Below are 13,141 nucleotides of genomic sequence, written 5' to 3'. Positions count from 1 at the left end.
AGAGCTTTTAAAGGGTATTTACGGGATCTTCCCGTTGATGCATAGAAATGATTTCTAAAGGAAATCGGAATAATTTCATCAAGATCGATATAGGTTTCTAATAGAGACAGAAATGCAGGCTTGTCATTTTCAAATTTATCCTGGCAGTCTGAATAAATATCAGCCAAAGAAAGCTGTTTGTATGGTATCATATATATCAGAATAACTCCTTTCTTGAGTGTTGGTAGGTAGTTTTTGGACAACTCTATTTTACCATATCCGGTGAGGGGTTATTCATTTTTATTGCAATAAAAATGCCGTATTTATGCGGCTTTTGGCGTTTCGCAAACGCCTAAAGAGAGAGAAGCAGTAAGGGGGGACGAGAATAAATGGAAAACGTTAAGAAAATTTTAAAATCAAATACAAGACTTCTAATTCTTGTCGCCGTATATCTTTTCTTTTGTATTACTACTAATGGTGGTATTTTCTCACCACTTAACTTTAGTGCTCTGATAGTTCAGAATGCATATGTATATATCCTTGGATGCGGTATGCTCATGTGTATGCTGACAGGTGGTAACATCGATCTGTCCTGCGGATCATTCATATGTTTCCTTGGATCTGTTGGCGGTGTGATGATGGTAGTAATGAAATGGAATGTCGGACTATCTATCGTTGCAATGCTGCTGATAGGTATCATCTATGGATGCATACTCGGAGCACTGATCGCTTATGTTAATATCCCGCCGTGGATCGCAACACTTGTTGGATATCTTGCATTCAGAGGAATAGGAACATCAATCCTTTCTGCTAACAGCACAACAGGTTCAATTGCTCCTATCCCGCCTGCATACCTTAAGATTTTCTCAGGTAAGCTTTTTGAAACAACCGCCAAGACAATGAATATTCCTTGTATGGTATTTGGAATAGTCAGTGTTATCATCATAGCTGTTCTTGAGATCAGAAGCAGAAGCGTTAAGATCTCTAAGGGATATGCACATGATTCATTGACTGCTATGATTGCTAAGATCGTAGTATTTGGCGCATTCATCATGCTTTTTGCATATAAGCTTGCATATGCAGGTGGTATACCTACAGCTCTTATATGGGCTCTTGCAATAGTTCTTATCTATGCTTTTATTACAGAGAAGACTACTATCGGACGTTACTTCTATACAATTGGTGGTAACAGAGAGGCTACAAGACTTTCTGGTATTGATACCAAAAAGATACTTTTCCTTGCATACCTTAATATGGCAGTTCTTACTGTAATCAGTGCATGGACTGTAGTAGCAAGATTCCAGGCTGCTAACTCAACAGCAGGAACAAACTTTGAGATGGATGCTATCTCAGCCTGCGTAGTAGGTGGTGTATCTGCTTACGGTGGTAAGGGATCAGTATTTGGAGTAGTTATTGGTGCTACACTTATAGGTGTTATCAACCTTGGAATGAGCCTTATGACTATAGATCCTAACTATCAGAAAGTTATCAAGGGTGTCGTTTTGCTTGCTGCAGTTGCATTTGATATCTTCTCAGCAAGAATGGCTGCCAAGAAAAAGTAATTTACTGACTGTTTTAAGGCGTGGCCTTTGATCTGGCTACGCCTTTTTTCTGGAAAAATATTTTTTTAGTATATTAGTGCTGTCATTTTATTCTTGTAACATGATAATGAGACACTAGGGGAATACTGCATCTGTGTAGTATAATGAATAGAGAGTATCTAATGGAGGCGGTATATTGGGTTACAAATGTCTGCTTGTTGATGATGAAGAAGAGGTTATAAATGCCATCGTTCGAAAAATAGACTGGGAGGGACTTGGGTATGAGGTCCCTACCTATGCTCATAACGGACTTGAAGCTTTGGAGATGGCAGAGGGTGATACTCCTGACGTTGTCATGACGGATATCCAGATGCCGTATATGGATGGTCTTGAGTTTTCTAGACAGCTTCGAAAGCTGTGTCCTGGCGTCAAGATCATTATTTTCTCAGGATATGACGAATTTGAATATGCCAAGGAAGCTATCAAGCTTGAGGCAGAAGAGTATATATTAAAACCTGTTAATTCTGATGAGCTTAGCAGTCTTTTTACAAGGATAAGAGAATCCCTTGATAAGGAGGCAGAAGAACGTCAGAGTATCAGGAAGCTTTCAAGATACTATGCCCAGAGCCTTCCGCTTCTTCAGGAGACTTTCTATTCAGAACTTGTATCAGGAAGGATACCCCAGGAGCATCTTGCGGAATATCTTCTTAATTATCAGATAGACTTAAAGGGGCCTGTATATGAGGTAGTCCTTATACACACGTCTTCGACACTGGCGCCGGAAGGCCTTAATCCGGTACTTCTGGGTATATCAGTAAGAAGACTTGCTCAGGAGAGACTTGAAGAGAAGTGGCGCGGTAAGTTCTTCTCCTATCAGGGAGATACCGTGATGATAGCTCAGATGGATGATTCAAGGCAGGTAATAGAGCTTACAGATGATTGTGACAGTTTCTGCAGGCTTGCCAAGATTGCCTGCAAAGCAGTAGTTACAGTAGGTCTTGGAATGGTATGCACTGATGCGATGGATACGGTTCACTCACTTGAGGGAGCATCGCAGGCTGTATCATCAAGGGCTATATACGGAACGGGCAAAGCTATCAATATCATGGAGATAGAGCCTGAGCACGATAGTGAGACAATTATGGATGAAAGCGGTAAGACGCTTTCAGAGATCCTTAGAAGGATCAGGGTAGAAGATACAATTGATATACCTTTGGAAGCGGGCAGATTTGTAGACAGTTACAGCCAGGATCTGGGTACTATGAAGCTGTATGAGTTTTTTATTACAGATACCATGAGCAGGCTCTATAGATTTGCTCAGGAGAACCATCTTGCCATAGAAGATGTATTTGCAGACAATACTATAGGCAAGGCGCTTCCGGATGTACTTGAATTTAAGATCATGCTGACAGATATCCTGTCAAGGATGCAGCAGATGATAGGGGATGTGAGGAGCAAGGGCCAGAAGTCTTTTGTACTTAAGGCACAGGAATATGTTGCTGCTCATTATAACGAAGAGGGGATTACTATAGAAAAGATCTGCAAGAACTTAGGGGTAAGTTCTGCATATTTCTCAACAGTTTTTAAGAAAAAGACCGGTAAGACTTTTGTCACATATCTTACGGATTATCGTATGGACAAGGCAAAAGAGATTCTTATGACTTCCGACAAGAAGACATATGTCATCGCGGCGGAAGTCGGTTTTACCGATCCCAATTATTTCAGCTATGTATTTAAACGCCAGTACGGGATAACACCATCCAAATTCAGAACCAGAGGCGAGATTTCTTAAAAGAATATTTTGTATTGTGACAATATACATGATCTTACTTACAGAAATGCAGGATGTAAAAAGGAATGTCCGGAAATAAAGAGAATAGTTTTTAGTCACAAAATGTAAGGACTTTTAATGGGATTATTCAAGCGCAAAGATGGGGGTAAACAAAAAGGTCATCATGAACTTAGAAAAAAGCTGGAATCTCGCAATATCCAGATAACGCTTCTGACCTCATATACGATAGTTTCAATATTGTCCATGAGCCTTTTGGGGGCAGTTCTATATAGTAGTTTTGCATCTATATCCAGAAGGGTTGCAACAGACAATGCAAGGACAATCCTCTCTCAGACAGGTGAGAAGCTTGAAGATTACCTGCGGCAGATGAGGCAGCTTTCTGATGCCTTTTATTATACATCTATTCAGACATCTGATATCCATGTAGACAAGATCGGAAGTCAGATGAATCTTCTTTATGAGTCCAATAAAGATAATGTAGTATCAATGGCACTTTTTGAATCCAATGGAAGACAGCTTGGTGCAGCGCCATCTGCGATTCAAAAAGATAATATTGATGTCACAACCCAGGAGTGGTTCGTAGAAGCCACAACGCAGGTTGAGAACATGCACTTTTCGACGCCGCATGTTCAGAACCTTTTTAGCGATTCGGCAGGAAGGTACTACTGGGTCATATCTCTTAGCAGGTCTGTCATGTATACAAGAGGAGGAATCCCCAAGCAGGGCGTACTCCTTGTAGATATGGATTACACGACTGTGTATCAGATGTTCGATATTCTTAACAACTCCCTTTCACAGGGGTATATATACCTGTGCGACAAAGAGGGAAGGATCATATATCATCCTCAGAACATGCAGATAGTTTCAGGACTTTATGATGAAAACAATCAGGTTGTGGCAACATACTCTGATGGCGTCTATGAGGAGAAATTCAACGGTGAAAAAAGGATCGAGATAGTCAATACCATAAGCTATACCGGCTGGAAACTTGTAAGCGTCATACCTACCAAGAACCTTTCGGTAGGACTTAGAAGTACCAGATCTTTTATGGTGCTGATAGTACTGCTGGTAATGCTGGCGGTACTACTTCTTAACAGGCTCATTTCTGCAAGGATTTCAAGTCCCATCAAGAAGCTTACGGCATCTATCCACAATATTGAAGTTACAGAAAGGAGTGTCCCTCTTGTATACATAGGTGGTTCCAATGAAGTCCGCTACCTTGGAACTACGCTTCAAAAGCTCCTTAACCAGATATCACTTCTTATGGCGGACATCATCAAGGAGCAGGAGGAAAAGAGAAAAAGCGAGCTGGATGCTCTTCAGTCTCAGGTCAATCCTCACTTTCTCTACAATACTTTGGATTCTATCGTATGGATGGTAGAAGACGGCAGGAACAAGGAAGCTGTTTATATGATAACCCAGCTGTCATCACTTTTCAGAATAAGTCTTTCAAACGGAAGGAATATCATAAGAGTAAGTGAAGAGATCAAGCATGCAGAGAACTATACCAATATTCAGAAGGTAAGATTCAAAGATTCTTTTTCTGTAAAATATGAAATTGATCAGGATATAATGAACTGCTGTATTGTTAAGCTTGTAGTGCAGCCTCTTTTGGAAAATGCTATCTATTACGGAGTTAAAGGGATGGAAGATCCCGGTAGTATCCGGGTTAGGGGATATAGGAAAGGTGACAATGTCTACATAGAAGTTGAAGACAACGGATATGGTATGAGTCCTGAACAGGCTAAGGGGCTTCTCACAGAAGAAGGAAGAACAAGGGCAAGAGGCTCGGGAGTTGGTCTTATCAATGTGCACAGAAGACTCCAGCTAAGGTTTGGCAGAGACTTCGGACTTATGATAGATACAGAAGCCGATGAGGGTACCAGGGTTACTATTCATATGCCATATATAGAATATTCGGAGGAAAACGCCAGAGATGTTGAATCCGCGGAATATATTTAATGAAAGCAAATGGCTCTTTGCTATCATAACAGTCATAGTCATAGGCATTGTGGTCTGTGCTGTAGATGTTATCAAAGTAGACGGGCCTTCTGAGAAGTATCAGATATCTGTAATAGTAGATGAAAGCAATAGCGCAAGATGGGACAGCTTTCAGACAGGACTAAGGCAGGCGGCAAGAGAAAATGGAATAAGGCTCAACTATGTTACCACTGACTTTGAAGGTAGCCCTGTAAAAGAGAAAAATCTTATAGATCAGGAGATAGAAAACGGAGCCGATGCAGTGATAGTGCAGCTGTGTTCGGGCAGCAGTGCATCAGACATACTTACGGATATACCTCAGAATGTTTACATAGAACTGATTGACAACAATGTAAACAAGGATGAGATTGCAAGCAGTAAGATGGGATATACCGGAGCTGACAGTGTAGAAGTTGGAACAGAACTTGCCACAAGGATCATAGAAGAGTACGGGGAGCTAAAAGGTGTCAGGATTGGTATACTTGCAGGTAATCTGAAACTTGTATCTGTACAGGAACGCGTGGACTCTTTTAAGGAAAAGGCTAATGAGGCTGGAGCACAGATAGTGTTCAGCGTGGAAGCAACGCAGATATCTGAAAGAGAGATTGGAGAGCTTGTAAAAAGTAACAAAGCTGATATCCTTGTGGCACTTGATAATGATGTCACAGAGACGGCAGCTGATTATGTCAAGATGGTAGATAATTATAATGCCTATCCTACCAATGAGCTGGGGAACCTTAAATTATACGGAGTAGGGTGCTCTCCCGATAACTTAAATGACCTTGATCAGGGAATTATAAAAGGGATGGTTGTCATCAATGAATATGAAATGGGATATATGGTGATAAGTAACCTTTCGGATGTCCTAAAAGATGAGCATCTTAGGGTTAGCGACTATACAGTAGGATATGCATATGTTACGGGGGAAACAATGTATGATGAAGGGAATCAGCAGATTCTTTTCCCAATCGGAGATTAGAATAGGAATCAGAAACAAAATAAAAAACGGAATTGGAACAAAGTTGTTATCTGTATATATGATACTTGCGCTTATGGAAGCAGCATTGTCAGGATGCGGCAATATCAAAAGTATTGATAATAAAACAATTCGTATAGGCGTGTCTGTTTATGATATTCATGATACGTTCATAACACAGCTTATGGATGAGTTCAACAGCTATGCAGATACTAATGTTACTATTGTGACTTATAATGCCGGTCAGAGTACGAAAGAGCAGAACAATCAGATGCAGGAGATGATAGATACAGGTTGTGATGTTATCTGTATCAATCTGGTAGACAGGACGGAACCTGAACATATCATAGATATGGCACTTAAGTACGATGTACCTGTTATATTCTTCAACAGGGAACTGACCAAAGAGGATCTTCAAAGGTCAGCTAAGTTCTACTATGTAGGATCTGATGCGGTAGAATCAGGGATCATGCAGGGAGAGCTTGCAGCGGATGAGATACTGGGACAGAGCTCTGCAATAGATACTAATAATGATGGAACTATACAATACGTAATGCTGCAGGGCGAAGCAGGGCATCAGGATGCGATAGTCAGAAGTGAATACTGCGTAGAGACTCTTATAAATAAGGGAGTGCAGCTTGACAGGCAGGGTCTTGCTATTGCCAATTTCAACAGGACGCAGGCTCAGAGCAAGATAGAGCAGTTAATATCGTCCAATATCGAGATAGAGCTGATCCTGGCCAATAACGATGATATGGCGCTTGGGGCTATAGATGCCTATCTTAATATGTATGGAGAGGATGCTAAGAGTAAGATTCCGGCTATATATGGTATAGATGGTACTATAGGCGGGCTTGAAGCTGTTAAGACTGGATATATGCATGGTACTGTTTACAATGACAAGGAAGGGCAGGCGCATGCGATGTATGATCTTGCTATGGCGCTTGCAACGGGTAGTAGTCTTGATGACCTTGGCATAGAAGATGGCCACTACATAAGGCTCCCCCACACCAAGATCACACTGGATAATGTGAATGATTTCCTGTATAGGTGAGTGGAGGAAACGTCCCACTCGGGAGGCGAAGTATCCGCTAAAGGCTATGCGAAGGTAAGTGGCCCTCGGACGGATAGTATATAAATAATTGGCGCGCTGTTAATTGTTTTACAATTCATGGCATGATATCTGGAAATTTTTATTCTGGGGTCCGAAACTCGCTGACGCTCAGACATGCGGACCCCATGCAGAATAAAAATCTCCATCTATCACGCTCATAAATTTTGTAAAACAATTAAAAGCGCGCCAATTATTTATATACTATCCGTCCGAGGGCCACTTACCTTCGCATAGCCTTTAGCGGATACTTCGCCTCCCAAGTGGGACGTTTGCCGATTAATAAAAAACACGCCATTTCTGCTTTGATAATCATTCAAGAGATGACAGGAAATTCCTTCTTGGATGATTGAACTGAGAGATGGCGTGTTTATTCTGTATAGTTAGAGTTTGATGGGGATTACTTGTCGGTGTCTAGGAATTTGTAGCAGAGGGCGGCGAGGGCGGCGCCGATGAGGGGAGCTATTATGAATACCCATACGGATGAGAGGGCATCACCGCCGGCAAAGATTGCTGGTCCAAGGCTTCTTGCGGGGTTAACGCTTGTGCCGGTGAAGTAGATGCCAAGGAGGTGTACCAGGGTTAGTGTAAGTCCTATTACAAGTCCTGCTACACTTGAAAATGCATCTCTTGATGTTACACCGAGGATTGCGAGTACGAATACGAATGTAAGGATGATCTCTATGAGGATGGATAATCCTACATTGCCGTTATAAAGGCCATTGGAGCCTAGTCCTGCATCGATTGCACCGGATGATGCAAATATCTTAAGGATAAGGGCACCGATAATACCACCTGCAAACTGGGATACGATGTAGTAGATAAAGTCTGATACGCTAAGCTTGCCTGATATAAGCATAGCAAGAGATACAGCGGGATTGATATGGCATCCTGATATGTTACCGATTGAATATGCCATAGCTACAATAACAAGACCAAAAGTAAGAGCGGTTGCAACATACCCTCCCGATACGTCGCATCCAATGGCGGCAGCAGTTCCGCATCCAAAGACAACAAGTACACAGGTTCCAAGACATTCGGCGATACACTTTTTAAGCATGGATTCTCCTCCTCTTGACGTAAGTTAGAAGTTTTGTTAGCTTTACTATAAAAACTATAGATACGATAATATTATAACATAATTGCGATAATAATTATTAGATTGTATCAGGAGGATTATTATTAATTCAAATTTGGGGCTTTGATTGTGCAAGACCCTGTCAGAAACTTGGAGGATATTTTCTCAGTTATAATTATCGATTCTTGATACTATTAAGATAGAGATTGGCCTGGTTGAGAACGAATTCTTCGCCGTATCCTTGCTCTTGAAGGTAGAATGGGACTCTTGGGATTACTCTTTCTGCTATTCCTAAAAGGCCGTTGGATATAGTCAGGACCTGAAGCTTAGGATCATCGAAATGTCTGATGCTTCCATCTTCCATTCCCTTTTTAAAAGCAATAAACCATGGATCAGATAGGTAATCGCCCTTGATGAAATTCTTGAACCCTTCTAAGTGACTGCTTTGAGGATAAGCATTGGTATATAGGCAGTCATAATCTCTTATGAAAGTTACAGAATCGACTTCTTTGATAAGGGCCTTGGCTCTTTCATTAACATACCATGAGAACTCTTCGAATCCGTTATCAAAATGTATATCTTTCGGAAGGTTTTGTGAAGAGTTGCTTATGATCTGAAGAGACTCTTCCACAAGCTTTATCATGATATCGCCCTTACTTGAGAAGTGCCTGTAAAGGGTACTTCTGCTGCAGCCTATTTTCTCTGCAAGGACTTTCATATCAAGGTTGGCAATGCCGTCCTTTATGATCATCTTCTTGGCAAGGTTTAAGATCTTCTCTTCAGTAGCGCTTCCGTCTCTCATAGTTAACCTCATACATTGAGTATATTTTAAATATTGTTTTAGTATTGGTAAAATTCAAAGCATCAATTCATTGTTTGAAAATGAATACATTTAAGCATTGGATTTGTGATGTTTTTGATTGCTATTACTAATGATTTTATCATAAATGTGGGTTCCATATCTTGTATACACAAAATACCAGGCGTTAGTTTTCTATTACCAAAACATAAAAGGCCTATAAAAAATACAATACAGGACTTTTATAGCACCAAAAACACACTATAAAAGTCCTGCAAGTAAAAGATTTACTAATATGAGAAAATGACAGATTATGACGGGAATGGGATTTCTTGTTTTGCTGCCTTTGCAAATACTGGAAGCAATAGGCTATTAAGCTGTTGCTGCAAGCTCAAGGCAGTTAACCCTATATAGGAAACCTTCTACGATTTCTTCATAACGTCTGGAATCTGCAAGTATATTTCTTGTATGGTCAGCTCCTTCAAAGATATGCATCTCTGTATAACCGTTAGTAGAACCTTCAAGCTCCATGGTATCTTCTACAGGAACTACACAGTCGCTGTCTCCCTGAATGAAACAGATCGGAACTGTATTGCCTTTAAGACTATCCTTAGTAAATATCTTCTTATAAGAATATCCAAACATAAGTCTGAAGAAGACTACAGCAGGATCGAAAAGCTTTGGTGATACATGAGCGATCTGCTGAGCAAGCTTACATAGAAGAGAATAAAGTGAATTGTAGCAGCTGTCAGCGATTACAAATGAAATGTTGGGATGATACTTAAGAGCAGTAAGCGCTGTAACACCGCCAAGACACTCTCCGTGAACACCTATTGTGATATCATCACCAAATCTTCTTACAGTATCATCGATAACACTAAGAAGGTCCTTACTTTCTTTTCTTCCCCAGGTAGAAGCAGACTTCTTATTATCTCCATGACCTCTAAGATCGAAGAGGATGCCGTTATATCCAAGCTTTCTGAAGATATTGAAGTACTTGATACCGCCTATTCTGCAATATGTTGATGAATGGATCAGTATCACAAACTTCTTGGAAGGAATAGCTGAAGGGATATATGTTGAATGAAGTTCATAACCGTCAAATGATCTTATAACATATTCTTCACAATCCCAGTTTTTATATCCATCAAGAAAGTGCCTGCGGTTCTCCTTCTCATAAGCCTTAGCAGGATCGATACACTTCACAATGCCCATAGACCTTGCAAATACAAAACAAAGAGAAAGATATAAAGTTAAAAGTACAATGAGATTTACTAATACTATTACCATTTTTCGTGTGATTACCTTTTAAAAATCAAACTTCTTAAAACGAAAGTGTTCTTTAATTCGTTTTTTTATTTACAACGAAAGCAATATTATCACGAATTCAAAAAGTACAAATCACACGAATAATCATATTATGGAATTCTTTTGTAAAAATCATTCCAAAATCTAATTTCTTTAACATTTTATGATTGTTTTTATGATTATTTGTCCTTTTTGCTTTTTAATAGTTCTAAAAAATGCACAGACTTTTTCATAGACAATCACACATAACAAATCAGATTATTATCAAAATAATAAAAATGCGCAGATAACAATCCTTATGCGTATTCCAGAATAAGGAATCTGCGAACAGCGAATATAATGAGCACTAGCAAAGCATAAGCGCGAAGCGAAATTGCGAGGCAGCACAGCGATGAGGGAATGCGGATGGTATTATCATAGGCCGATTTTGAAAATGTTCTTCGGTTTTCTTATGTCGTGCGAAGCTGCAGTATAGCATGTTCACGGAAGCGTAGCAGGACATTAGAAAACCGAAGGTTATTTTCACATGAGGCCTATGATAATACCATCCGCATTCCCGGCCTCCCGGCCCCCGCCCTCGGCCCACCACACTTCCTCCATCCCTATTTACTTTTGCAGGCTACAGTGTTACATTTCTATATGGTGCACACGCACCAGCGGATGGTATTCCACATTAGTGGGAACTGTACCGACAAGAGAATGAAAGTCCGGAATGAAGTCGCGTCCTCCGTTTTTAGATAAGGAGATATGCGATGAAGATTGGATTTATAGGAGCAGGTAAAGTTGGTTTTAATCTGGGAAAATACTTCTCAGAGCACGGCGTTCAGGTGACCGGCTATTATAGTAGGCATCAAGAATCAGCCATTGAAGCAGCAGAATTTACAAATACAAAATGTTACGACACTCAAGATGAGCTTATAGCAGAGAGTGACGCGATATTCTTAACTGTTCCGGACGGTGAGATTTCTTCTGTGTATGAAGAAATCAGTTCTTTTTCTATATCGGGTAAACAGATAATACATTGCAGCGGAGCCATGACTGTAGGGGAGGCGTTCCCCGGGATTAAGAGCCGCGGCGCAGCAGGATTTGCAATACATCCGTTATTTCCTTTTAGTAGCAAATACAGTGCTTATAAGGAACTTACGGGTGTATTTTTTTGTCTTGAGAAAAGAGAAGGTGTAGGCGAGTGGGTAGACTTTCTTGAGAACATCGGACTTAAGACAAAGCTTTTGGATGAAAGCATGAAGGCTGGCTATCATCTGGCATGCTCTATCGCTTCAAATCTTGTATGCGGACTTTATGAGATGTCCAAGAGACATCTGAACGAGGCCGGCTTTAGTGATGCAGAAGCTATGGCTGCAATAGGGCCACTTGCAAGAGCTAATCTTGAGAATATATTGCAAAAAGGCCCTGCAATTGCACTTTCAGGTCCTGTCGAGAGAGGTGACAGCAGCACTGTCAAAAAGCATTTGAGTCTTTTGACAGATCAGATCGAAAGAAATGTTTACACGAATCTATCTCTTGTTCTTACAGATCTTGCTAAAGAGAAACATCCCGAAAACCAATACACACATATATGTCAGCTGTTAGAGGATATGAAATGACAGAAGGTTTCATATTGTAATATCAATGGACTGACGAAAGGGGAAAAGGAAATGAAACAGACAGTAGCTACACTTCGTAAGATGAAGGAAGAAGGAAAGAAGATCGCACAGCTTACATGCTACGATTACACGACAGCAAGGCTTATGGACGAAGCAGGTATCGACATGATACTTGTTGGAGACAGCCTCGGTATGACAATGCAGGGATATAACGATACTCTCCCTGTAACACTTGATGAGATGATCGTGTATGGAAGAAGCGTTGCCAGAGCTTGTCAGAATACATTCGTAGTTATAGATATGCCATTTATGAGCTATCAGATATCTCCCGCACAGGCACTTGAGTCTGCAGGCAGGATCATGAAGGAAGCACCGGGCGCAGGTGCTGTTAAGCTTGAAGGCGGCGCTCTTATGGCTCCTCAGATCAAGGCTATAACAGATGCAGGTATCCCTGTTGTAGCTCATATAGGAATGACACCTCAGTCAGTTAATGCTTTTGGCGGATTCAAGGTTCAGGGCAAGGGCGAAGTTAATGCAGAGCGTGTACTTCAGGATGCTCTTGCAGTTCAGGAAGCAGGTGCTTTTGCAGTAACTCTTGAGTGTGTACCACCTAAGCTTGCAGCACTTATCAGCAAGAAGCTTGATATCATCACGATCGGCATCGGTGCAAGTAGCTGCTGTGATGCTCAGGTTCTTGTATATCAGGATATGCTGGGCATGTCAAGCGGAGTATCACCTAAGTTCGTGAAGCACTTTGCAGAGATCGGCCAGCAGATGAAGGAAGCCTTTGCTGACTACAAGGCAGCAGTTCAGGACGGCTCATTCCCTACTCCCGAGCAGACATATGCCAAGAGCGACTGCTCAGATGAGTTCTTGCAGAGCCTTGATGCCAAGTACAGTGAAGAAGGCTATATAAAGAGGATTTCATAATCTAATACTAAACTATGAGGATATACAGGTAATTGGAGGAAGT

General features: G+C 40.9%; 10 protein-coding genes and 1 pseudogene. 7 read left to right on the top strand and 4 right to left on the bottom strand.

Annotated elements, in window-relative coordinates; all coding sequences use genetic code 11:
• Positions 1-191, bottom strand: a pseudogene (locus tag BMX21_RS11420) (ISNCY family transposase); the annotation flags it as partial.
• 177 nt (positions 192-368) lie between these two features.
• Between BMX21_RS11420 and BMX21_RS11415 the strand changes: the two are divergent.
• From BMX21_RS11415 to BMX21_RS11395, 5 genes are all read left to right on the top strand, one after another.
• Positions 369-1,541, top strand: a complete 1,173-nt coding sequence (locus BMX21_RS11415; protein WP_022754776.1) for an ABC transporter permease subunit — start codon at positions 369-371, stop codon at positions 1,539-1,541.
• A 175-nt stretch (positions 1,542-1,716) separates the two neighbouring features.
• On the top strand, positions 1,717-3,312 hold the full coding sequence (locus BMX21_RS11410; protein ID WP_092044418.1) for a response regulator transcription factor: 1,596 nt from the start codon (positions 1,717-1,719) through the stop codon (positions 3,310-3,312).
• A 117-nt stretch (positions 3,313-3,429) separates the two neighbouring features.
• Positions 3,430-5,274, top strand: coding sequence for a histidine kinase (locus BMX21_RS11405; protein ID WP_092044415.1), 1,845 nt, complete (start codon positions 3,430-3,432; stop codon positions 5,272-5,274).
• Positions 5,249-6,271 (top strand): substrate-binding domain-containing protein, encoded by a 1,023-nt coding sequence (locus BMX21_RS11400; RefSeq protein ID WP_022754773.1) that lies wholly within the window; start codon positions 5,249-5,251, stop codon positions 6,269-6,271. The genes BMX21_RS11405 and BMX21_RS11400 overlap by 26 nt, the downstream gene beginning before the upstream one ends.
• The gene (locus BMX21_RS11395; RefSeq protein WP_242952910.1) at positions 6,228-7,322 is read left to right on the top strand and encodes a galactose ABC transporter substrate-binding protein; all 1,095 of its coding nucleotides are present in this window, start codon (positions 6,228-6,230) and stop codon (positions 7,320-7,322) included. Before BMX21_RS11400 ends, BMX21_RS11395 begins: the two co-directional genes overlap by 44 nt.
• A 457-nt stretch (positions 7,323-7,779) precedes the next feature.
• Here the strand turns inward: BMX21_RS11395 and BMX21_RS11390 are convergent, their stop codons facing one another.
• From BMX21_RS11390 to BMX21_RS11380, 3 genes are all read right to left on the bottom strand, one after another.
• Positions 7,780-8,439 (bottom strand): MIP/aquaporin family protein, encoded by a 660-nt coding sequence (locus BMX21_RS11390; RefSeq protein ID WP_092044412.1) that lies wholly within the window; start codon positions 8,437-8,439, stop codon positions 7,780-7,782.
• A 193-nt stretch (positions 8,440-8,632) separates the two neighbouring features.
• A complete protein-coding gene (locus BMX21_RS11385; RefSeq protein ID WP_177174017.1) occupies positions 8,633-9,259 on the bottom strand; it encodes a TetR/AcrR family transcriptional regulator in 627 nt (208 codons plus the stop codon).
• A gap of 369 nt (positions 9,260-9,628) precedes the next feature.
• Positions 9,629-10,471, bottom strand: a complete 843-nt coding sequence (locus tag BMX21_RS11380) for an alpha/beta hydrolase (RefSeq protein WP_242952911.1) — start codon at positions 10,469-10,471, stop codon at positions 9,629-9,631.
• 845 nt (positions 10,472-11,316) lie between these two features.
• Between BMX21_RS11380 and BMX21_RS11375 the strand changes: the two genes are divergently transcribed.
• Both BMX21_RS11375 and panB read left to right on the top strand, forming a co-directional pair.
• Positions 11,317-12,168, top strand: a complete 852-nt coding sequence (locus BMX21_RS11375) for a Rossmann-like and DUF2520 domain-containing protein (RefSeq protein ID WP_092044407.1) — start codon at positions 11,317-11,319, stop codon at positions 12,166-12,168.
• 51 nt (positions 12,169-12,219) lie between these two features.
• Complete coding sequence (gene panB, locus BMX21_RS11370; RefSeq protein WP_092044405.1) at positions 12,220-13,098, top strand: 3-methyl-2-oxobutanoate hydroxymethyltransferase; 879 nt, start codon at positions 12,220-12,222, stop codon at positions 13,096-13,098.
• Positions 13,099-13,141: the final 43 nt, after the last annotated feature.

Origin of the sequence: Butyrivibrio sp. TB (genome assembly GCF_900110805.1) — a bacterium.
Lineage (GTDB): Bacteria > Bacillota > Clostridia > Lachnospirales > Lachnospiraceae > Butyrivibrio > Butyrivibrio fibrisolvens_C.
The sequence above is the reverse complement of the archived record's forward strand: the minus strand, read 5'-3'. Positions and strand labels throughout refer to the sequence as shown.